Origin of the sequence: Pseudomonas sp. BW16M2 (assembly GCF_014268865.1) — a bacterium.
Lineage (GTDB): Bacteria > Pseudomonadota > Gammaproteobacteria > Pseudomonadales > Pseudomonadaceae > Aquipseudomonas > Aquipseudomonas peradeniyensis.
In genome coordinates, this window is sequence record NZ_JABWRI010000007.1 from 14110 (window position 1) to 33133 (window position 19024).

A 19024-nucleotide genomic window follows, 5' to 3' on the forward strand; every position below is an offset into this window, starting at 1 on the left:
GGAGGCGGGCAAAAAAACCGCGCTAGATTAATCTATTCAGTCCTTGATGTCGTGCAGTCATTGTGCACGTTAGTCCATAAAGGCTTGATCTGGGACGAGCGGATGCGTACCTTTGCCCGCTTTTCCAAAACGCACCCCCTGGAGAGCGCCATGTCCGCCGATCTCGAGCATATCCGTCAAGTGATGCACGAGGCTGATTGCCTGTACAACGAAGCCGAGGTCGAGGCCGCCATCGCCGAGGTCGGCAAACAGATCTGCCAGGACCTGCACGACAAGAACCCGGTGGTCTTCTGCGTGATGAACGGCGGCCTGATCTTCTCCGGCAAGCTGCTCACCCACCTGCAGTTCCCGCTGGAGGCTTCGTACCTGCACGCCACCCGCTACCGCAATACCACCAGCGGCGGCGAGCTGTTCTGGAAGGCCAAGCCGGAAGTGTCGTTCATCGACCGTGACGTGCTGATCGTCGACGACATCCTCGACGAGGGCCACACCCTCAGCGCCATCATCGAGTTCTGCAAGCACGCCGGCGCCCGCGCGGTGCACACCGCCGTGCTGATCGACAAGGACCACGACCGCAAGGCCAGCCCGGACCTGAAGGCCACCTACACCGGCCTGCCATGCATCGACCGCTACATCTTCGGCTACGGCATGGACTACAAGGGCTACTGGCGCAACGCCAACGGCATCTTCGCGGTCAAGGGGCTGTAATCATGCGCCAGCCCGGATTCCTCGATCAGTCGTTGTTCGCCGGGCTGGCAGAGCGGGCCACCGCCAGCCCGCGCGGTCGGCAGAACCACAACTTCCACGAGATGGAGGAGCCGTGCCACCGCATGGCCGTGGGGCTGCAGCCGCGGACCTACATCCAGCCGCACCGTCATCTGAGCGACGACAAGGCCGAAACGCTGATCGTGCTCAAGGGGCGCCTTGGCCTGCTGATTTTCGATGACCAGGGCGCGCTGACCGACAAGCGTGTGCTCGAGGCCGGTGGCGACTGCCTGGGCGTCGACCTGGTGCCGGGGGTCTACCATGGCCTGGTGGTGCTGGAGGACGACAGCATCATGTTCGAGTGCAAGGCCGGGCCGTACCGTGCGGTGGGCGAGGGTGAGCTGGCCGAGTGGGCGCCACGCGAGGGTGAAGCGGGCGTTGCCGAGTATCACGCCTGGATGCGCGCGCAGTTCGATTGAGCCTGCGCCCCTTGTCGTGGGGGTGGCGGTTCGCCGCTGCGACTTGCCCCGCGACAGGGCCTGTGCGTAGAGTGCCAGCTCATGCCAAGGAGCCCCACATGCGTGCGATCGTCCCCCTCCTGCTGGCGGTGAGCCTGCCACTCTCGGCCGCCCCGCTGCACAGCCAGTTCCTCCCGCCTGACGACCTGTCCCTGCGCCAGGAGGCACCGGCCAGCCAGCAGTTGCTGCAGGTCACCGACTACAGTGTGGTGGTGGGCACCCAGCGCCAGTCCGACCAGCAACCGATTCCGATCACCTCGTCCCTGCAGATGCGCCTTAAGGGCAAGCCGTTGAGCAAGGGCTCGACCATCGCCCAGGTGCTGCTCAACTTCGATGGCGAGGGCGGCAAGAGCTTGAAAAAGCCGGCCTATGACGACAAGAGCCGGACCCTGACTCTCAACTACCCGATGGCCGACTACCGGGTGATCATGGACTTGCTGCGCAACGAAACCCTGTACGTGCAGTTCCTCACCTACGCCAATGGCCACATCTGGGCCGACCTGCACACCGGTACCGTACGTACGCGTTGAGGGCCGTGGGTTTCGGGGGGTAAACTGCCGGCCTTCGAAAATGCCCGTGATGGTCCAGTTGGAGTCGGCGATGCGTAAAGACAAGAAACAAGTGATTGGTGACGAGATCAGCGACGAGTACATCAAGACGTTCCTGCAGTTCGAGCCGGCCGATGGCCTGACCTCGCCGTCCCATCACAAGCTGATCAAGGGCTACCGCGGCCTGCGCATCGATGATTTCGAACGCTATGTGGGCTTCTTTGTCGCGGCCGGCTACGACCTCGATGGCAAGGACGAGCACGGCAAGACCTTCGTCGAGGTGATCGCCGACCAGCGCAATGCGCCGGAGTACATCGAGATCATCGACAACGCCCGAGGCTGATCCACGACCTGTACTGGCCTCTTCGCGGGTAAACCCGCTCCCACAGGAGCTACCCAATACCTGTGGGAGCGGGTTTACCCGCGAAGAGGCCAGTACAGGCTGGCAAAGAGACAGGCACAAAAAAACGCCCCGAGGGGCGTTTTTTCGTTTCGGCCGGATCAGGCGTAATGCTTGGCCGGGCTGCTTTCCACCAGCTCCAGCGCCACATCGTTGTCGGCGCTGATCTTGTGGTACAGCGCGGCATCGGTAGCCAGGACCTTCTCGCGAGCCGGGAAGATCTCCTTGAGCTTGGCGGCCCAGGCGCCCTTGGCCTGCTCGGGGAAGCAGCGCTCGATCAGCTCGAGCATGATCGACACGGTCACCGAGGCGCCCGGCGAGGCGCCGAGCAGCGCGGCGAGGCTGCCGTCCTGGGCCGAGACCAGCTCGGTGCCGAACTGCAGGATGCCGCCTTTCTTCGGATCCTTCTTGATGATCTGCACGCGCTGACCGGCCACTTCCAGGCGCCAGTCCTCGGCTTTCGCCTCGGGGTAGAAGCGGCGCAGCGATTCCAGGCGCTGTTCCATCGACTGCATCACTTCGCTGACCAGGTACTTGGTCAGGTCCATGTTGTCACGGGCCACGGCCAGCATTGGGCCGAGGTTGCCCATGCGCACCGACAGCGGCAGATCCATGAGCGAGCCGTGCTTGAGGAACTTGGTGGTGAAGCCGGCGTACGGGCCGAACAGCAGCGACGTCTTGCCATCGACCACGCGGGTGTCCAGGTGCGGTACCGACATCGGTGGGGCACCGACCGCGGCCTGGCTGTAGACCTTGGCCTGATGCTGCTTGACGATTTCCGGGTTGTCGCAGCGCAGCCACTGGCCGCTGACCGGGAAGCCGCCGAAGCCCTTGCTCTCCGGGATGCCGGACATCTGCAGCAACGGCAGGGCCGCCCCGCCGGCGCCGAGGAAGACGAAGCGGGCGTCGACTTCACGGCTGCCGCCGCTGTTGACGTCCTTGATGCTCACGGTCCAGCCGCTGCCGTTGCGACGCAGGCCGACGACCTTCTTGCTGTACTTGACCTGGGCGTCCGGGCTGTTGCCCAGTTGCTTGAGCAGCTTGTTGGTCAGGGCGCCGAAGTTGACGTCGGTGCCCTTCATCACTCGGGTGGCGGCGATGCGCTGGTCGGCCGGACGGCCTGGCATCATCAGCGGCATCCACTCCTTCATCACCGCCTGGTCTTCGGTGTATTCCATCTCGGCGAAGGCGTGGTGCTGCTTGAGCAGCTCGAAGCGCTTCTTGAGGAAGGCAATACCCTTGTCACCCTCGACGTAGCTCAGGTGCGGTACCGGGTTGATGAAGGCGCGCGGCGAGCCGAAGCCGCTCTTGCGGCTCAGGTAGGCCCAGAACTGGCGCGAGACCTCGAACTGGGTGTTGATGTGCACGGCCTTCTTGATGTCGATGCTGCCATCGGCGGCCTGCGGGGTGTAATTGAGCTCGCACAGGCCAGCATGGCCGGTACCGGCGTTGTTCCAGGGGTTGGAACTCTCCGCGGCTCCGGAGTCCATCGCCTCGACGACCTCAAGCTTCAGGGTCGGGTCGAGCTCCTTGAGCAGTACGGCCAGGGTGGCACTCATGATGCCCGCGCCTACCAGTACCACATCAACCGATTCGTTCTGCGCCATTAACGCGTCTCCACAATCTACAGCACCTAATTGACAGCATAGGATCCGTGGGGTGGCCCGGATCGCCATGTCCGACTCTTCGCAGTTCTTGCAACTTCCGCGGATACCGCCAATCAGTCTTGGGTGTTCGGCTATTGAACGCCCTTTGCCACGGGTGCGGCAATTCGACTTATGGTCAAGTGCTCCGTCGTGCGTTATGGACCGGCCTCAGAGGCTCATCGGGGATGAGCGCTTTTGCCGTCTGTTCAGGGCTGTTCGGGACACATCTGCCGCTCTTGCACATGCCAGACTGTTCATTTGCTCGCCACACTCTCGTGAAGTTGTGAAAAACCGTTTTTTCACGCTCTTTTGGAGTCGTGAACCTCAAAAGTGGACTGCGCGATGGCAACCCGCAGGTTCATGCGAAGCAGAAGGCCGGAAACAGCAGGCACGACAGCCAATGCAAGACCTGAGTGGAAGGCTCTCTGTGGGCGAAGCGTCGAGGGTGCCGGGGTGAAGCGGCGAATGCGGGGCCCGATCAGGAGACGTCCTTATAATCGGGGGGAGATTATAACGATGTCGCGGGCGGAAAGGGCGTACTTGTTGGGTTTTTATTGCAGCGTTTGTCAGGCGGACAGGGTGCGTTGCTGCCAACGCTGCGTTGCACGGGCGCAAATCCGGGCGCTGGCCGGCAGCGGGCGACCGAGCCAGGCCAGTTGCGCCTCGTTCACCTGCACCCAGGCGCCGTTGCCTGGCGGCGTGGCGCAGTGCTTGAAACCGAGGCAGATGCCGTCGCTGTCGAGGCGGGCGTAGGTGGCGTGGCGCGGGCGGTGGAAGAGCAGGGTCCAGAGCGAGGCCATGGTGGTCAGTCCTGTGTGTGAGGGCTGGCGCCAGAATAGCCGGGGGGCATGAAACGATTGTGACAGAAGGGCAGTTGCAAGCTTCCAGCGGCAAGCGGCAAGGAAAAGCGTAAGTGCTTTTGCTTGCAGCTTGCCGCTGGAAGCTTGCCGCTAGGTATACTGTGGGCCTTTGCCGCTTTTTCTGGAGAAACGCGCATGTTGCAACGTCTGTTGGTCGGTTTGTTCGCGGTGGCCAGCCTGAGCCTGGCCGGTTGTGCCCACAGCCCGCAGCAACTCAGCCCGCAACCCAAGCTTACCCAGCAACTGGCCCCGGTCGGCCACGGCCAGCCGGTGGTGGTCAAGGTCGTCGACGGGCGCGCCTCGCAATCGCTCGGTACCCGCGGTGGCATGTACCCCGAGACCAGCACCATCACCGTCAATGGCAACGATGTCGTGCCCAAGCTGCAGGCCCAGGCCGAGGCGGCGGTGCGCCTGCTCGGCTTCACCCCGACGCCCAACGCCTACAACGCGCCGCAGCTGACCGTGACCCTGGCCGAGCTCAAGTACCAGTCGCCCAAGGACAAGATGTACGTGACCGAGGCGACCATCGGCGCCACCTTCCGTGCCGACGTGTCCAATGCCAACCGCCGCTACAGCGGCCGCTACGGCGCCTCGCTGGACCAGCGCTTCGGCATGGCGCCGAACCAGGAAACCAACACCAAGCTGGTGAGCGATGTGCTCAGCGATGCCTTGACCCGTCTGTTCAAGGACCCGACCGTCGGTCAGGTGCTGGGCGAGTAAGGCGTTTGCGATGAAGAAAACCCGCCGCCTGGTCAGCCAGGCGGCGGGTTTTTTATTGTCTGCGCGGACGTATTCGCGGATCAGGCAGCCTGCACATTGAAGTCCAGCAGGCTGATCCCGGTGTGCGGGTCGACTTCCGGCAGGTCCTGGTGGGCATGCCCACCCAGCGCGCAGTACACCAGCCACTGGCGGTCCTGGACATTGATCGCGAAGCCATCGATCAGCGCCTGCTGCTCGTCGCTCTGGGCAACAAGGTAGAGGCGGTCCTGGTTTTCGGCGTGCAGCATGACAAGCTCCGGTTCGGTAGAGGCCGACAGGGTGGCCTGCCTGGATGACGAGCGTGTGACAGATGAAATTAAATGACAGCTGGTCGCAAAGTGGCGGTACCAACCCCGAGCTTGGGTAGAATGCCGGGCTTTGCCGCACGTGATACCGAGGTCGCGCAATGTCGTTGCAAGTGTTCTGGGGCTTCCTGGCCGCCCATCCGGCCAAGCTGATCAACCTGCTGGCCCTGCTCATTACCTGCCCTGGCGGGCTGCTGCTGCACAGCGCCCGGCGTCGCGAGGCGCTGAGGCGGGAAAGCCTGGCGGTGGATGAAGGCGTGGTGGATGCGCTGGAGCAGCGGATACCGCGCTATTACTACATCCTGGGCTTCTGCTGCCTGGCTATGGCCTTGCTGCTGTCCTGGTTCAGTACCTGGATCTGAAGGTGTTTTGCCTGCTGCGTGGGAGCGGGCTTGACCCGCGATTGCATCTTTTCGGGCGACGCTGCCGCCTGAACTGAGCCCATCGCGGGGCAAGCCCGCTCCCACGAAACGTATTGTCAGGCCGATGCCGGCTGACGCTTGACCTGATACTGGTTACGCACCGGCGTCGCATACTGCTGCACCAGGTACGGCTGATGCTCGACCGGGCACGCGTCCAGGCGGCGCTGCCACTCTTCCTTCGCCTTGGCCAGCTCGTCGGCCGGGAACAGTTTCTCCGCGCTTGGCACCTCGAGCGCCGCGTCTTTTTCCGCCCACATCGCATAGGCCAGGTAGTGCACCGGGAACAGCCGGTAGCCGCCGAGGATCTGCCGATCGATGGCCTGCGCCAGTTGCTTGGTGTCCTCGTGGTAGTCGGTCACCGGTGGCGCGAAGTTGATGTGCACCCGCCCTTTGTAGCCGGTGATGCCCTGGGCGATGCTGTTGTCGTCCTCGCCTGGAGCCTTGGTGTAGCTGCCGGTGGTGGCGCGGATGTACAGCTCGCGGGCCTTGGCCTGGTCGCAAGGGTCATATTCGTAGCTGATCGACACCGGGGTCAGGTTCAGGCTCTGGACCACCGCGCCGAACGGCTCGTCCTTGCGGCTCATGTGGAACATCTTGAGGATTGCCGAGTCGGTACGGTCGTCACCGTCCTTGGCGCGGCCTTCGGCCTGGGCGATCCAGATCGACACGCAATCGTTGCGGATCGAGTGGTTGATGTAGGCCGAGAGCAACTGGTAGGCGGCCAGCTTCTCGCGGCGGCCGCTGATCGAGCGGTGCACGATGAAGCTCTTGTTCAGGCGCATCATGTCGCTGACGAACGGCTTTTGCAGCAGGTTGTCGCCGATGGCGATGCGTGGCGTCGGCAGGCCGGCGTGGTACACCGCGTAGTTGACGAAGGCCGGGTCCATCACGATATCGCGGTGGTTGGCCAGGAACAGGTAGGCGGTACCCGACTTGAGCTGTTCGACGCCGGTATAGGTGACGCCGTCGGTGGCGCGGTCGATGGTGCGGTCGACGTAGTACTCGACCTTGTCCTGCAGCGTGGACACGCAGCTCACGCCGGCGAATTCCTTGCGCAGGCGCCGGGCGATCAGCGGTTTGAGCAGCCAGCCGAAGGCGCCAGCCGCGCGCGGGAAGCGGAAGTGGGTGAGGATATCGAGGAATGCCGGGTCGCTGAGCAGGCGTGCCAGAACGGCAGGGACCTCAGCGTCGTCGTACGGTCGGATGGCATCGAATTCGCCCATCATGCTCTCTTGTTGGAAACGGCTAGGGTAATTAGGTAGGGGCGGGCTCCGAAAAACGGCTCGGACGCACTCAGGCCCTGTAAACAGACCGGCAATTATACGCACAAGTCACTCCGGAGGCCGCGATGCTGGAAACTGCGATCTACGATTGCCCCTATTGTGGCGAAGAAGTCGAAACCACGGTGGACCTGTCCGGCGGCGACCAGGAGTACATCGAGGACTGCCAGGTGTGCTGCAAGCCTATCCGCTTCGTGCTGCAGGTGCATGGCGAGGAGTGGATGCTCGATGTCTACGGCGAGAACGATTGATGCAACGGATCTATGAGCCGGAAAGCCTGCTGGAGGCGCAGATGCTGGTGGGCATGCTGGCCAGCGAGGGCATCGAGGTGCACCTGGTCGGGCGTGACCTGATGGGCGCCGTGGGCGAGTTGCCGATGCACGGGTTGCTCGGCCTGGCGGTACCGGACGAGCAGGCTGGGTACGCACGGCAGTTGATCGATGCGTACAATGCTGCCCAGCCGCTTGCCGGCGACGAACCGGAAAGTTATCCCGGAACCCTGATCTGCTAGGTTTTGATTTCGCCCATGTGTGGACGCTACGCCCTGTTTCGCTGGTCCCAGAGCTTCGCCGGCCTGCCGGGCTTCCCCCCGGGCCAGCAGGCCCAATGGAACATCTCGCCCGGTGCCACGGTGCTGATCCAGCGCCAGCTCGACGGCCAGCTGCAGCTCGCCGCTGCACGCTGGGGGCTGACCCCGGCCTGGCTCACCGACCTGTCCCGCACCCCGGCCCAGGCTCGCGCCGAGACCCTCGCCGAGCAGCCGATGTTCCGCGAGCCCTTGCGCCAGCGGCGCTGCCTGATGCCGGCCAACGGCTTCTACGAATGGCGCGGCACGGCGCGCAAGCGCCCGTACTGGGTGACGCCGGGGGAGGGCGCGTCGCTGTTCTTCGCCGCGCTGTGGGAGGTCTACCCGGTGCAGGAACAGCAATGGCTGAGTTGCGCGGTGGTGACGCAAGCGGCGATGAACCAGCGTCGGCCGCTGATCCTCGACGAGGCCGAGCAGGCGCTGTGGCTGGATCCTGAAACACCGATGGCCAGATTGCACGAGTTGTTGGCCAAGCCGCCGGCGGCATTGCGTGAGCGGGCGCTGGCGAACTTCGTCAACGATCCGAAGCTCAATGGGCCGGAGTGCCTGACGCCCGCCTAGGTGGCGCATGCGACTCCCTGTAGGAGATCGCCCAGCCCTTCGGGCTACGCTGTCGCGCAGGTAACAGAATTCCAGCGTGGGAGCGGGCTTGTCGGAACGCCGCACCGCCCGGATCACCGGCAAAACCGGTGCCAAACGCCGCATCGCGGGGCAAGCCCGCTCCCACGCTGACCCAGTCAAATCAAAGAATTATGTTTTGTTCCATGAGATCGACCTGGCCTACACCCTGAACTGATTGATCAACCGCCGCTGCTGCTCGGCCAGCTTGGTCAGCTCGGCGCTGGCCTGGCTCGACTCGTCGGCGCCACCGGCCACCTCGCCGGCCACCTGGCCGATGTTGATCACGTTGCGGTTGATGTCCTCGGCCACCGCGCTCTGCTCCTCGGCGGCGCTGGCGATCTGCGTGTTCATGTCGTTGATCACCGACACTGCCTGGGTGATGCTCGCCAGCGACTCGGCCGCGCGGCTGGCCTGCTGCACACTGATATCGGTCTTGCCCTGGCTGTCTTCCATCACCTTGACCACCTCGCGGGTGCCCAGCTGCAGTTGCTGGATCATCTGCTGGATTTCCTGGGTGGCCTGCTGGGTCTTCTGCGCCAGGTTGCGCACCTCGTCGGCGACCACCGCGAAACCGCGGCCCTGCTCGCCGGCCCGGGCCGCCTCGATGGCGGCGTTGAGCGCCAGCAGGTTGGTCTGCTCGGCAATGGCGCGGATGGTCACCAGGATGGCGTTGATGTTCTCGCTGTCGCGGGCCAGGTCCTGGACCACGGTCACGGCGCGACCGATCTCGGCGGCCAGCTCGCTGATCGAGTGCGACGTATCGCGGACGATGTCCAGGCCCTGGTTGGCGGCGCGGTCGGCTTCACTGGCGGCCTGGGCCGCTTGCGTGGCGTTGCGCGCCACATCCTGGGCGGTGGCGGTCATTTCATGCACGGCGGTGGCCACCTGGTCGATCTCGGCCATCTGCTTGTGCACGCCCTGGTTGGTGCGGATGGCGATGTCGGCGGTGTGCTCGGACGAGTCACTGACTTTCTGTACCGAGCTGACCACCTGGCTGATCATCGCCTGCAACTTGGCCAGGAAGGTGTTGAAGCCCTTGGCGATGGCGCCCAGCTCGTCGGCCCGGTCGCTCTGCAGGCGCCGGGTCAGGTCGCCTTCGCCCTGGGCGATGTCGTCGAGCATGCTCACCATCTGCTTGAGCGGGCGGGCGATGCCCAGGGCCAGCAGCCAGATCACCAGCAGGCCGAGGGCGGCGATGCCCAGGCCGACCACGGTCATGCCGGCGATATCGGTGCGGCGCTGTTCGGCCAGGTCCTGCTGCAGGCGGTTGACGTCGGCCATGACCGTGCTCAGCGGCAGTTCCAGCAGCAAGGTCCAGCGTGCGTCGGTGCCGGCGATCTTGAACGGCAGGTACAGCTCGATGCGGTCCTTGGCGGCGTCCACTTCATAGTGCAGGGCCTCGCCGCTCAGGTTCTTGAGGGTGTTGGCTTCGTCGCTGTCCAGCACGTCGCCGGCCTTTTCGCCGAACTTGGCCGGATCGCGGGTGTAGGCCACCAGGCGGCCGTTGCTGGAGACCAGCGCCAGTTCGCCGGCGCCGTCGTAGAGCTGGCGGTCGGCGGCATTGAGCAGGTCCTGGATGAAGTTCACCGACAGGTCGGCACCGGCCATGCCCTGGAACTGGCCGTCGACCATGATCGGTTCGACGAACGAGGCGAGCATGACCATCTTGTCGCCCACCTTATATGGCGCGGGATCGATCACGCAGGCCTTCTTCGACTCCTTGGGGCACAGGTAGTACTCGCTGGCGCGCACACCGGTGGCGAGCACCGTGCGGTCGTCGACATCGGCCAGCTTGTCCTGGCCGAGGCTGCCGTCGCCATTGCGGAACCACCAGGGCAGGAAGCGCCCGCTGGCGCTGTCGATGCCCACCAGGTGGCTGCCGACGTAACGGCCATCGGCATGGTCGAGGGCGTTCGGCTCCCAGCCCAGGTAGGCGCCCAGCACGCTCGGATTGACCTCCACGGTGCGCTTGAGCTGGTTGATCAGGTGTTCGCGATCGACGCGCATCAGTGGCTGGCCGTCGGCGCCCTGCATGCCGAGCATGGCGTTGCCGGTGGCCAGGCCACGGGCGATCGCCAGGGGCGCTTCCAGGCCACGCTGGATCTCGCTGACCTGGGTGCGGGCCAGGGCCGAGAGGCGCTGCTCGATGACGGTCTCGAACTGCTGTTGCGTGCGCTGTTGCACCAGCGTCTGGGTCCGCTGCCCGGAATACACGGCGTACAGCACCAGGGCCGCGACAATACTCAGCACGATGGCACCGGCCAGGGCGGCCACGGAAAACTGGATCGACTTGAACTTCATGGCAAAGCTCCGCGCGCAAGGAGGTCGTTACCGAGGGTTATCGGCGGGCTAATACCAAAGCATGAGGGGCTTGTCAGAAATCTTACCTGTGGCTCTGGCAGGCACGGGCGTCAGGGCCTAGGATACGCGGCACGTAAATAGGGAGTGTTTTCATGCGTAAGTCATTCGTTGTCAGCATGCTGACGGCCAGCGTCCTGCTCGGCGGCTGCCAGGCGGTCAATACCACCAGTGGTGGTGCCGTGGGCGTCCAGCGCCAGCAGTACATGTTCAGCATGCTCTCGACCGATGAGGTCAACCAGATGTACGCCCAGTCCTACCAGCAGACCCTCGGCGAGGCGTCGAGCAAGGGCGTGCTGGACAAGAGCAGCAATGATGCCAAGCGCGTGCAGGCCATCGCCAAGCGCCTGATTGCCCAGGCACCACAGTTCCGGCCGGATGCCGCGCAGTGGAATTGGGAAGTCAACGTGATCAAGAGCGACGAGCTCAACGCCAACTGCGGCCCGGGCGGCAAGATCATCGTTTATACCGGCCTGATCGATCAGCTCAAGCTGACCGACGCCGAGATCGCCGCGGTGGTGGGTCACGAGATCGCCCACGCCCTGCGCGAGCACAGCCGAGAAGCGATGTCCAAGGCCTATGGCGTGGAAATGGCCCGCCAGGGCGCCGGCGCGATCTTCGGCCTGGGCCAGGACAGCATGGCCATGGCCGACACCGTGGTGAACTACGCCATGACCCTGCCCAACAGCCGGGCCAACGAGAACGAAGCCGACCTGATCGGCCTCGAACTGTCGGCCCGCGCCGGCTACGACCCGAACGCCGCGATCACCCTGTGGAACAAGATGAGCCAGGCGTCCGAAGGCGCGCCGCCGGAGTTCATGAGCACCCACCCGGCGTCGAGCAGCCGGATCGCTTCGTTGCAGGCGGCAATTCCGAAGGTGATGCCGTTGTATCAGGCGGCCAAGAAGTAAAAGCAGCTTCAAGCTTCAAGCTTCAAGCTTCAAGCTTCAAGCTTCAAGCGGCAAGTAAGGACGCATCTGCTCTTTCTTGCCGCTTGTAGCTTGCCACTTGCCGCTGCTTCACCCTATCCAGCCACTGGTCTTCATCGCCGAATACACCGCGACGATGGCCAGCACGATGAACGCGGTCGCCGCCAGGCGACGGATCAGCGTCAGCGGCAGTTTCTCCGCCGCGAAGTTGCCCGCCAGGACCACCGGCACGTTGGCGATCAGCATGCCCAGGGTAGTGCCGATGATGACCATGACCAGGTGCGGATACTGGGCGGCCAGCATCACCGTGGCCACCTGGGTCTTGTCGCCGATCTCGGCGAGGAAGAACGCGATCAGCGTGGTGACGAACGGCCCGAAGCGGCGCGCATTGCTGGTTTCATCATCGTCCATCTTGTCCGGTACCAGCGTCCACAGCGCGGTGGCGGTAAAGCTCGCGGCAAGAATCCAGTGCAGCACCGACTCGCTGAAGAAACCGCTGACCCAGGCGCCCACGGCGCCGGCGGCGGCATGGTTGGCCAGGGTCGCGGCGACGATCCCGGCAATGATCGGCCAGGGCTTGCGAAAGCGTGCCGCGAGGATGAGCGCAAGCAATTGCGTCTTGTCGCCGATTTCGGCGAGGGCAACGATGGCGGTGGGGACGAGTAACGATTCCAGCATCAGGATTCCTACGGGGGCGGGTCGACACGGCTATGACACGTACAGCCTTCCCGCCCCGGGTAAGGTGTGCGTGTCATAGGTCTTGTCAAACCCTGGACCTGTCTGCGCAGATCGTGGGTCGCACGCGCCATGGCCTGTGGGCCAAGTGTGTTGACGCGTGCCGGGCGAGCAGGGCGCTCGCGGGAGACTACTCCCCTAGGACGGAGCGGATTCTGCCTAGGCGAAACGCTTTCGGCAAGCCCTGTTTTTAGCCGCGGGTCGCCCGGTAGATGCGAAAGCCTTGTGCCTCGGCGCGGATTTCGCAGTTGCCCAGGGCGCCTTCGATCAGCGGTTGGTAGCGCAGGAAGCTGTTGGCAACCAGCCGCATTTCGCCACCTTTTCGCAGATGTTCGCCTGATTTTTTCAGCAGGTTTTCCGATGCCTGGTAGTCGGTGTGCACACCGGTGTGGAACGGCGGATTGCTCAGGATCAGGTCAAGATCGGACGGCGCGGCATCGATGCCGTCGCCGCTGATCACCTCGCCTTCCAGGCCGTTGGCCGCCAGGGTCAGGCGGCTGGCCGCGACCGCGAAGGCATCGACATCAAGCAAGGTGACCCGGCTCTGCGGATAACGTCGCTTGATCGTGGCGCCGAGCACGCCTGCGCCGCAGCCGAAGTCCAGGACATGGCCGCCGGGCAGGCCGTCGAGGTGTTCCAGCAGCAGTGCGGTGCCCTTGTCCAGGCGCCCATGGCTGAATACTCCGGGCAGGCTGATGACCTGCAACGGACCATCTTCCAGCGGCAGTTCGAAGCGTTCGGCCAGGCTTTCCAGCGGCGTGGCCACGGGGGCGTTGTCCACGGTCACCTGCCACAGCTGGCAGTGCCTGGCGCTGTCGAGCTTGCGCGGTTTGCCGAACGCCTGCAGAAGCTTGGCCGCGCCTTCGATGCCGCCGCGCTTTTCCCCCACCAGGTACAGCTCGCGACCGCCCAGGCGCGAGGCCAGGGCGTTGAGCAGGTAGGCAGCCAGCTCGCGGGACTTGGGCAAAAACAGCACGGCGGCGTCGAAGTCCACCTCGGGCACCTCGACACCGTAGTGGCTGCGTCCGGCGAAACGGCTCTCGAGCAGCGCCTGGTCGCCGGCATGCCAGGTCCAGGCGTGGGCGCCGGGCAGTTGGCCGAGCAGGCCGTCGGCCTGGGCGCCGGCGATCAGCAGTGGGCCTTGGAACAGTTCCGCCTGGCGGAGCAACACTTCACTGCGCGGGTCCATGGACGACGCCTCCTGAAAAAAGTGGCGCAGTGTAGCAGAGGCGTCGGCGGATCAGCCGACCACTCGCCGCGGCTGGCCGGCGAAGTAGGCCTGGGCGTTTTCGGCCAGTTGGCCGACGATGCGCTGGCGCGACTCCACCGCGCCCCAGGCGCTGTGCGGAGTGATGATCAGGCGCGGGATGTCCGCGGCCAGCAGCGAATTACCGTTGACCGGCGGCTCGATGCTCAGCACATCGGTGGCGGCGCCGCCCAGGTGGCCACTGCGCAGGGCGTCGGCCAGGGCCTGTTCGTCGATCAGTCCGCCGCGGGCGGTGTTGACCACCAGCGCCCCCGGCTTGAGCAGGGCCAGCTCGTTGGCGCCGATCATGTGCCGGGTCTGCTCGTTGAGCGGGCAGTGCAGGGTCAGGGCATCGACCTGCGGCAGCAGCTCGTCCAGCGGCAGGCGATCGGCCCGCGGCGGCCGGCCGGGGATCTGCCCGCTCAGCACGCGCATGCCGAACGCCTCGGCCAGGTGCGCCACCGCGCCACCCAGCTCGCCGTGACCGAGCAGGCCGAGGGTCTTGCCTTCCAGCTCGACGATGGGGAAGTCCAGCAGGCAGAACTGGCTGGCCTTGGCCCATTGTCCGGCCTTCACCGCCTGGTTGTAGTCGCACAGGCGCGTGGCCAGGGCCAGCAGCAGGGCCAGGGTGTGCTGGGCCACCGACGGCGTGCCGTAACCTTGGCAGTTGCACACGGTGATGCCCTGGGCGCGGGCGGCGGCCAGGTCGACATTGTTGGTGCCGGTGGCGGCCACCAGGATCAGCTTGAGGTCGGTGGCGGCGGCCAGCGTGGCGGCATCGAGCATCACCTTGTTGCTGATCACCGCTGTGGCGCCTTGCAGGCGTTCGGCGACTTGATCGGCAGCGGTGGCGGCGTGCAGCTGCAGTTCATCGAACTGCGCCTGCAGCGGTGAAAGGTCGAGGTCACCCAGGTCCAGTGACTGGTGATCGAGAAACACGGCGCGACGTGGGCTGGGCATCAGGGGCTCCGGTGGTTGGGCGGCAGGGCATCGACGCAGTGTCTGGTCCGCCGGCGCCATTCGTCAACGGTGCGGTCCGCACTCATACCTCGAGGGCGCAAATCATTCCTTCGGCTGATTTGACCGGTGCGTCACCGAACTACAGTGGATTACTGAACCGTTCTGCCCGTATTGAAGAAAAGGGATACCCATGTTGCAGACTCGCATCATCAAGCCCGCCGAGGGCGCCTACGAATACCCGTTGCTGATCAAGCGCCTGCTGATGTCCGGCAGCCGCTACGAGAAGACCCGCGAGATCGTCTACCGCGACCAGATCCGCCTCACCTACCCGCAGCTCAACGAGCGCATCGCCCGCCTGGCCAACGTGTTGACCGCAGCCGGTGTGAAGGCCGGTGACACCGTGGCGGTGATGGACTGGGACAGCCACCGTTACCTGGAGTGCATGTTCGCCATCCCGATGATCGGCGCGGTGGTGCACACCATCAACGTGCGCCTGTCGCCCGAGCAGATCCTCTACACCATGAACCACGCCGAAGACCGCTTCGTGCTGGTCAACAGCGATTTCATCGGCCTCTACCAGGCCATTGCCGGGCAGCTGACCACGGTCGACAAGACCCTGCTGCTGACCGACGGCCCGGACAAGACTGCCGACCTGCCGAACCTGATGGGCGAGTACGAGCAACTGCTGGCCGCGGCCAGCCCGCAGTACGACTTCCCCGATTTCGACGAGAACTCGGTGGCCACCACCTTCTATACCACCGGCACCACCGGCAACCCCAAGGGGGTGTACTTCACCCATCGCCAGCTGGTGCTGCACACCCTGGCCGAAACCTCGGTACTGGGCAGCCTGGACAGCGTGAGGCTGCTGAGCAGCAACGACGTCTACATGCCGATCACGCCCATGTTTCACGTGCACGCCTGGGGCATCCCCTACGCGGCGACCATGATGGGCATCAAGCAGGTCTACCCGGGGCGCTACGAGCCGGACATGCTGATCAGGCTGTGGCGCGAGGAAAAGGTCACCTTCTCCCACTGCGTGCCGACCATCCTGCAGATGCTGCTCAACTGCCCGTCGGCGGCCGGGCAGGATTTCGGCGGCTGGAAGATCATCATCGGCGGCAGCGCGCTCAACCGGGCCCTGTACCAGGCGGCGCTGGCTCGCGGCATCCAGCTCACCGCCGCCTACGGCATGTCCGAGACTTGCCCGCTGATCAGCGCGGCGCACCTGAACGACGAGTTGCAGGCCGGCAGCGAGGATGAGCGCACCAGCTACCGGATCAAGGCCGGCGTGCCGGTGCCATTGGTCGAGGCCGCCATCGTCGATGGCAATGGCAACTTCCTGCCCGCCGATGGCGAAACCCAGGGCGAACTGGTGCTGCGCGCGCCCTGGCTGACCATGGGCTACTTCCGTGAACCGGAGAAAGGCGAGGAACTCTGGCAGGGCGGCTGGCTGCATACCGGCGATGTCGCCACGCTGGACGGCATGGGCTTCATCGACATCCGCGACCGCATCAAGGATGTGATCAAGACCGGTGGCGAATGGATCTCCTCGCTCGACCTCGAAGACCTGGTCAGCCGCCATCCGGCGGTGCGCGAGGTCGCGGTGGTCGGGGTGCCCGATCCGCAGTGGGGCGAGCGCCCGTTCGCATTGCTGGTGGTGCGCGAGGGGCAAAGTATCGATGCGCGTGCGCTCAAGGAACACCTCAAGCCTTTCGTCGAGCAAGGGCACATCAACAAGTGGGCGATTCCCAGCCAGATCGCCCTTGTTACTGAAATTCCCAAGACCAGCGTTGGCAAGCTCGACAAGAAGCGCATCCGCGTGGACATCAGCCAGTGGCAGGCCAGTAACAGTGCTTTCCTTTCCACCCTGTAACCCGGGCGCGGGTCGCGCTTTTTCAAGCGCGACCCCGCAGGCTAGACAGGATCCCGCCTTGTCAAACGGCAGAATTGAGCCATGCTTGAGCACTGCCAGCGCGCAGGCCGGCCGATCGGGGTGGGCCGCAAGCAGGACGCGCAAATCACACTTTAGAGGGATCAAGCACCTGTGACCGCTGGCTATAGTCGGGTCAGGGGATTTTCAGGAATGGGGGAGGGCACCACGCGGCAACGCGCGGCGCCACGGGCAGGAGCCTGCTTCACCAGGCGCTCGAGCCGTTTCTGAAAGGACTCACTGCCATAACAAAAAAGTACATGGAGTAGCGTCGATGACATCTGCAAACCTGTTCTGGCGCCGGGCGAAACTGCCCCTGGCCGTCAGCCTCGCTTCCACGCTCGCAAGTCCTGCTTTCGCTGTCAGCTTCAACATCGGTGAAATCGAAGGCCAGTTCGACTCCTCGCTCTCCGTTGGCGCCAGCTGGTCGACTGCCAACCCCAACAAGAACCTCATCGGGGCCAACAACGGCGGCAGGGGGCTGTCGCAGACCTCCGACGATGGCCACCTGAACTTCAAGAAAGGCGAGACCTTCTCGAAGATCTTCAAGGGTATCCACGACCTGGAGCTCAAGTACGGCGACACCGGCGTGTTCGTCCGCGGCAAGTACTGGTACGACTTCGAGCTCAAGGATGAAAACCGCGAGTTCAAGGACATCAGCGATTCCAACCGCAAGGAGGGCGCCAAGTCCTCGGGCGCGGAGCTGCTCGACGCCTTCGTCTACCACAACTACAGCATCGCCGACCTGCCGGGCACCGTGCGCCTGGGCAAGCAGGTGGTGAGCTGGGGTGAGAGTACCTTCATCGGGGGGGGCATCAATGCCATCAACCCCATCGACGTCTCGGCGTTCCGCCGCCCGGGTGCGGAAATTAAGGAAGGCCTGATCCCGGTCAACATGTTCTACCTGTCGCAGAGCGTGACCGACAACCTGACCGCCGAAGGCTTCTACCAGATCGAGTGGGACCAGACCGTCGTCGACAACTGCGGCACCTTCTTCTCCCAGCCCGACGTGATCGCCGATGGTTGCAACAACAACCTGGCGGTGCTGGCCAAGCAGGCCAACGTGGCGGGGCGGTTGGGGCCGATTGCCGCGCCGACCATGCGTGCCCTTGCCGCCCAGGGCGTCTCCTGGGGCTCGCCTGATGAAGGTGTGATCGTGCGCCGCGGCCCCGATCGCGACGCCCGTGACGGCGGTCAGTTCGGCCTGGCACTGCGCTACATGTACGAGCCGTTGAACACCGAGTTCGGTGGCTACTTCATGAACTACCACAGCCGTGCGCCGATCTTCAGCGGCCGTGGGGCCAATGCCCGTTTCTACAACCCGAACAACCTGGCCGCCGCACTGGTGGGGGCTGGCGTACCGGGCGGCGCGATCAGCCCTGCCTTGCTCCAGCAACTCATGCCGCTGTATGTGGCGGGCAATTCCAGCTACTACGTGGAGTACCCCGAGGACATCCGTCTCTACGGCCTGAGCTTCTCCACCACCTTGCCTACCGGCACGGCCTGGAGCGGTGAGATCAGCTACCGCCCGAATGCGCCGGTGCAGTTGAACACCACCGATATCCTGTACTCGGGGCTGACGCCGCTTGACCCCAATGCCTCGGTCCTGCGAGGCACGCCGGATACCGATCAGCCAGGCTATCGCCGCAAGGAGATCACCCAGCTGCAGACCACGTTCACCCACTTCTTCGACCAGGTCATGGGCGCCGAGCGTCTGACCATGGTGGGCGAAGTTGGCTGGACGCATGTCGGTGGCCTGGAAAGCACCTCGAAGATGCGCTACGGCCGCGACCCGGTCTACGGGCCAGGCCCGCTGCCCAATGGCCGCTGCCAGAGCCTCAACGCCACCACGCTGGCTGGCGTCGAGCAGAACAACCTGTCGCGCTACTGCGAAAACGACGGCTTCACCACCTCCGACTCCTGGGGTTATCGCGTCCGCGCCATCTGGGACTACAACAACGTCTTCGCCGGTGTGAACCTGCGTCCGAGCGTGGCCTGGTCCCATGACGTCGACGGTTACTCCCCAGGCCCAGGCGGCAACTTCGAGGAAGGCCGCAAGGCGGTCAGCCTTGGCCTGGACGCCGAGTACCAGAACACCTACACGGCGAGCCTGTCGTACACCAACTTCTTCGATGGCAAGTACACCACCGTGGATGATCGCGACTTCGTCGCCCTCAGCTTCGGCGTGAACTTCTAAGAAATCTGATCCAGGACGA

21 protein-coding genes and 1 riboswitch are annotated in these 19024 nt (G+C 64.5%); of the genes, 13 read left to right on the forward strand and 8 right to left on the reverse strand.

Annotated elements, in window-relative coordinates; translation table 11 throughout:
* Positions 1-150: 150 nt before the first annotated feature.
* The 4 genes from HU735_RS08750 to HU735_RS08765 all read left to right on the forward strand — a co-directional run bounded on the left by HU735_RS08750 (position 151) and on the right by HU735_RS08765 (position 2114).
* Positions 151-708 (forward strand): hypoxanthine-guanine phosphoribosyltransferase, encoded by a 558-nt coding sequence (locus HU735_RS08750; RefSeq protein WP_050703742.1) that lies wholly within the window; start codon positions 151-153, stop codon positions 706-708.
* A 2-nt stretch (positions 709-710) separates the two neighbouring features.
* Positions 711-1184, forward strand: a complete 474-nt coding sequence (locus HU735_RS08755; protein ID WP_050703743.1) for a WbuC family cupin fold metalloprotein — start codon at positions 711-713, stop codon at positions 1182-1184.
* 98 nt (positions 1185-1282) lie between these two features.
* On the forward strand, positions 1283-1753 hold the full coding sequence (locus HU735_RS08760; RefSeq protein WP_050703744.1) for a hypothetical protein: 471 nt from the start codon (positions 1283-1285) through the stop codon (positions 1751-1753).
* 70 nt (positions 1754-1823) lie between these two features.
* Positions 1824-2114 (forward strand): PA4642 family protein, encoded by a 291-nt coding sequence (locus HU735_RS08765; RefSeq protein ID WP_028689512.1) that lies wholly within the window; start codon positions 1824-1826, stop codon positions 2112-2114.
* Positions 2115-2272: 158 nt separating this feature from the next.
* Here HU735_RS08765 and mqo read toward each other — a convergent pair whose 3' ends face one another.
* Entirely contained in the window at positions 2273-3778 is a 1506-nt protein-coding gene (mqo, locus tag HU735_RS08770; RefSeq protein ID WP_186713174.1) for a malate dehydrogenase (quinone), read from the reverse strand.
* A gap of 605 nt (positions 3779-4383) precedes the next feature.
* A complete protein-coding gene (locus HU735_RS08775; RefSeq protein ID WP_186713175.1) occupies positions 4384-4617 on the reverse strand; it encodes a hypothetical protein in 234 nt (77 codons plus the stop codon).
* Positions 4618-4812: 195 nt separating this feature from the next.
* Here HU735_RS08775 and HU735_RS08780 point away from each other — a divergent pair, with 195 nt between their 5' ends.
* Positions 4813-5397: a YajG family lipoprotein gene (locus HU735_RS08780; RefSeq protein ID WP_011532230.1), complete on the forward strand. Its 585-nt coding sequence runs from the start codon at positions 4813-4815 to the stop codon at positions 5395-5397.
* Positions 5398-5477: 80 nt separating this feature from the next.
* On the opposite strand, the gene HU735_RS08785 is transcribed toward HU735_RS08780, so the two are convergent.
* Positions 5478-5684, reverse strand: coding sequence for a hypothetical protein (locus tag HU735_RS08785; protein ID WP_050703748.1), 207 nt, complete (start codon positions 5682-5684; stop codon positions 5478-5480).
* Between the two features lie 158 nt (positions 5685-5842).
* On the opposite strand from HU735_RS08785, the gene HU735_RS08790 reads away from it, so the two are divergent.
* A complete protein-coding gene (locus HU735_RS08790) occupies positions 5843-6103 on the forward strand; it encodes a hypothetical protein (RefSeq protein ID WP_050703749.1) in 261 nt (86 codons plus the stop codon).
* A gap of 116 nt (positions 6104-6219) precedes the next feature.
* On the opposite strand, the gene HU735_RS08795 is transcribed toward HU735_RS08790, so the two are convergent.
* A complete protein-coding gene (locus HU735_RS08795) occupies positions 6220-7386 on the reverse strand; it encodes a 1-acyl-sn-glycerol-3-phosphate acyltransferase (protein ID WP_186713176.1) in 1167 nt (388 codons plus the stop codon).
* 125 nt (positions 7387-7511) lie between these two features.
* Between HU735_RS08795 and HU735_RS08800 the strand changes: the two genes are divergently transcribed.
* The 4 genes from HU735_RS08800 (at position 7512) to HU735_RS08815 (ending at position 8825) form a co-directional block, all read left to right on the forward strand.
* Positions 7512-7694 carry a CPXCG motif-containing cysteine-rich protein gene (locus HU735_RS08800; protein ID WP_010225771.1) on the forward strand — a complete coding sequence of 61 codons (183 nt, stop codon included), beginning with the start codon at positions 7512-7514 and terminating at the stop codon, positions 7692-7694.
* Positions 7694-7954, forward strand: coding sequence for a DUF2007 domain-containing protein (locus tag HU735_RS08805; protein ID WP_186713177.1), 261 nt, complete (start codon positions 7694-7696; stop codon positions 7952-7954). Before HU735_RS08800 ends, HU735_RS08805 begins: the two co-directional genes overlap by 1 nt.
* 15 nt (positions 7955-7969) lie before the next feature.
* Complete coding sequence (locus HU735_RS08810) at positions 7970-8590, forward strand: SOS response-associated peptidase (RefSeq protein WP_186713178.1); 621 nt, start codon at positions 7970-7972, stop codon at positions 8588-8590.
* An 88-nt stretch (positions 8591-8678) separates the two neighbouring features.
* Positions 8679-8825, forward strand: coding sequence for a hypothetical protein (locus HU735_RS08815; protein ID WP_186713179.1), 147 nt, complete (start codon positions 8679-8681; stop codon positions 8823-8825).
* On the opposite strand, the gene HU735_RS08820 is transcribed toward HU735_RS08815, so the two are convergent.
* Positions 8810-10951, reverse strand: a complete 2142-nt coding sequence (locus HU735_RS08820; RefSeq protein WP_186713180.1) for a methyl-accepting chemotaxis protein — start codon at positions 10949-10951, stop codon at positions 8810-8812. The two genes, HU735_RS08815 and HU735_RS08820, sit on opposite strands and share 16 nt — an antisense overlap.
* Positions 10952-11103: 152 nt before the next feature.
* On the opposite strand from HU735_RS08820, the gene HU735_RS08825 reads away from it, so the two are divergent.
* Entirely contained in the window at positions 11104-11919 is an 816-nt protein-coding gene (locus HU735_RS08825; RefSeq protein ID WP_050703754.1) for a M48 family metallopeptidase, read from the forward strand.
* A gap of 108 nt (positions 11920-12027) precedes the next feature.
* Here HU735_RS08825 and HU735_RS08830 read toward each other — a convergent pair whose 3' ends face one another.
* The 3 genes from HU735_RS08830 to HU735_RS08840 all read right to left on the reverse strand — a co-directional run bounded on the left by HU735_RS08830 (position 12028) and on the right by HU735_RS08840 (position 14878).
* Positions 12028-12612 carry a TMEM165/GDT1 family protein gene (locus HU735_RS08830; protein ID WP_186713265.1) on the reverse strand — a complete coding sequence of 195 codons (585 nt, stop codon included), beginning with the start codon at positions 12610-12612 and terminating at the stop codon, positions 12028-12030.
* Positions 12613-12703: 91 nt separating this feature from the next.
* Positions 12704-12823: riboswitch (yybP-ykoY riboswitch) on the reverse strand.
* Between the two features lie 39 nt (positions 12824-12862).
* Positions 12863-13861, reverse strand: coding sequence for a class I SAM-dependent methyltransferase (locus tag HU735_RS08835; protein WP_186713181.1), 999 nt, complete (start codon positions 13859-13861; stop codon positions 12863-12865).
* Between the two features lie 51 nt (positions 13862-13912).
* A complete protein-coding gene (locus HU735_RS08840) occupies positions 13913-14878 on the reverse strand; it encodes a 2-hydroxyacid dehydrogenase (RefSeq protein WP_186713182.1) in 966 nt (321 codons plus the stop codon).
* 190 nt (positions 14879-15068) lie between these two features.
* Here HU735_RS08840 and HU735_RS08845 point away from each other — a divergent pair, with 190 nt between their 5' ends.
* Both HU735_RS08845 and HU735_RS08850 read left to right on the forward strand, forming a co-directional pair.
* A complete protein-coding gene (locus HU735_RS08845) occupies positions 15069-16751 on the forward strand; it encodes a fatty acid--CoA ligase (protein WP_186713183.1) in 1683 nt (560 codons plus the stop codon).
* 331 nt (positions 16752-17082) lie between these two features.
* Entirely contained in the window at positions 17083-19005 is a 1923-nt protein-coding gene (locus tag HU735_RS08850) for a DUF1302 domain-containing protein (RefSeq protein WP_186713184.1), read from the forward strand.
* The last annotated feature ends 19 nt before the right edge of the window (positions 19006-19024 follow it).

Bases quoted from the DNA above. Each gene is read 5' to 3' on its own strand.
- HU735_RS08750 (WP_050703742.1), top strand. From the start codon at position 151: ATGTCCGCCGATCTCGAGCATATCCGTCAAGTGATGCACGAGGCTGAT.
- HU735_RS08755 (WP_050703743.1), top strand. From the start codon at position 711: ATGCGCCAGCCCGGATTCCTCGATCAGTCGTTGTTCGCCGGGCTGGCA.
- HU735_RS08760 (WP_050703744.1), top strand. From the start codon at position 1,283: ATGCGTGCGATCGTCCCCCTCCTGCTGGCGGTGAGCCTGCCACTCTCG.
- HU735_RS08765 (WP_028689512.1), top strand. From the start codon at position 1,824: ATGCGTAAAGACAAGAAACAAGTGATTGGTGACGAGATCAGCGACGAG.
- mqo (WP_186713174.1), bottom strand. From the start codon at position 3,778: ATGGCGCAGAACGAATCGGTTGATGTGGTACTGGTAGGCGCGGGCATC.
- HU735_RS08775 (WP_186713175.1), bottom strand. From the start codon at position 4,617: ATGGCCTCGCTCTGGACCCTGCTCTTCCACCGCCCGCGCCACGCCACC.
- HU735_RS08780 (WP_011532230.1), top strand. From the start codon at position 4,813: ATGTTGCAACGTCTGTTGGTCGGTTTGTTCGCGGTGGCCAGCCTGAGC.
- HU735_RS08785 (WP_050703748.1), bottom strand. From the start codon at position 5,684: ATGCTGCACGCCGAAAACCAGGACCGCCTCTACCTTGTTGCCCAGAGC.
- HU735_RS08790 (WP_050703749.1), top strand. From the start codon at position 5,843: ATGTCGTTGCAAGTGTTCTGGGGCTTCCTGGCCGCCCATCCGGCCAAG.
- HU735_RS08795 (WP_186713176.1), bottom strand. From the start codon at position 7,386: ATGGGCGAATTCGATGCCATCCGACCGTACGACGACGCTGAGGTCCCT.
- HU735_RS08800 (WP_010225771.1), top strand. From the start codon at position 7,512: ATGCTGGAAACTGCGATCTACGATTGCCCCTATTGTGGCGAAGAAGTC.
- HU735_RS08805 (WP_186713177.1), top strand. From the start codon at position 7,694: ATGCAACGGATCTATGAGCCGGAAAGCCTGCTGGAGGCGCAGATGCTG.
- HU735_RS08810 (WP_186713178.1), top strand. From the start codon at position 7,970: ATGTGTGGACGCTACGCCCTGTTTCGCTGGTCCCAGAGCTTCGCCGGC.
- HU735_RS08820 (WP_186713180.1), bottom strand. From the start codon at position 10,951: ATGAAGTTCAAGTCGATCCAGTTTTCCGTGGCCGCCCTGGCCGGTGCC.
- HU735_RS08825 (WP_050703754.1), top strand. From the start codon at position 11,104: ATGCGTAAGTCATTCGTTGTCAGCATGCTGACGGCCAGCGTCCTGCTC.
- HU735_RS08835 (WP_186713181.1), bottom strand. From the start codon at position 13,861: ATGGACCCGCGCAGTGAAGTGTTGCTCCGCCAGGCGGAACTGTTCCAA.
- HU735_RS08840 (WP_186713182.1), bottom strand. From the start codon at position 14,878: ATGCCCAGCCCACGTCGCGCCGTGTTTCTCGATCACCAGTCACTGGAC.
- HU735_RS08845 (WP_186713183.1), top strand. From the start codon at position 15,069: ATGTTGCAGACTCGCATCATCAAGCCCGCCGAGGGCGCCTACGAATAC.
- HU735_RS08850 (WP_186713184.1), top strand. From the start codon at position 17,083: ATGACATCTGCAAACCTGTTCTGGCGCCGGGCGAAACTGCCCCTGGCC.